Origin of the sequence: Shewanella electrica, assembly GCF_022321485.1 — a bacterium.
GTDB lineage: Bacteria > Pseudomonadota > Gammaproteobacteria > Enterobacterales > Shewanellaceae > Shewanella > Shewanella electrica.
On the sequence record NZ_JAKOGG010000599.1, the window covers coordinates 1 to 248 of the forward strand.

At 65.3% G+C, this 248-nt stretch carries 1 protein-coding gene; it reads right to left on the bottom strand.

Annotation, left to right across the window (positions count from 1 at the left end):
- A partial coding sequence (locus tag L9G74_RS23245) for an AbrB/MazE/SpoVT family DNA-binding domain-containing protein (RefSeq protein WP_369123396.1) occupies window positions 1-99 on the bottom strand: 99 nt, incomplete at its 3' end.
- Between the last annotated feature and the right edge of the window lie 149 nt (window positions 100-248).

Genomic DNA, 248 nt, shown 5'->3' on the forward strand with positions numbered 1-248 from the left:
GACGAACTCGACGCGGTCGCCGGTACGCAGCCCGAGGGCGCGGCGGACGGCCGCTGGGATCGTGATCTGTCCCTTGGAGGTGACGGTGGCTGTGGGCATGCTCAACACCTTACTCCCGGGATGATTCCTTGACCATGAGTAAGGCAATCCCCAGCCGGTGCCGTCGGGCCGCAAGGAGTGGGAAGATGGTCCGGTGCCTTCCGCGACCACTCGCAAGAACCTTCGTGACGACCTGACCGCCCACGTGT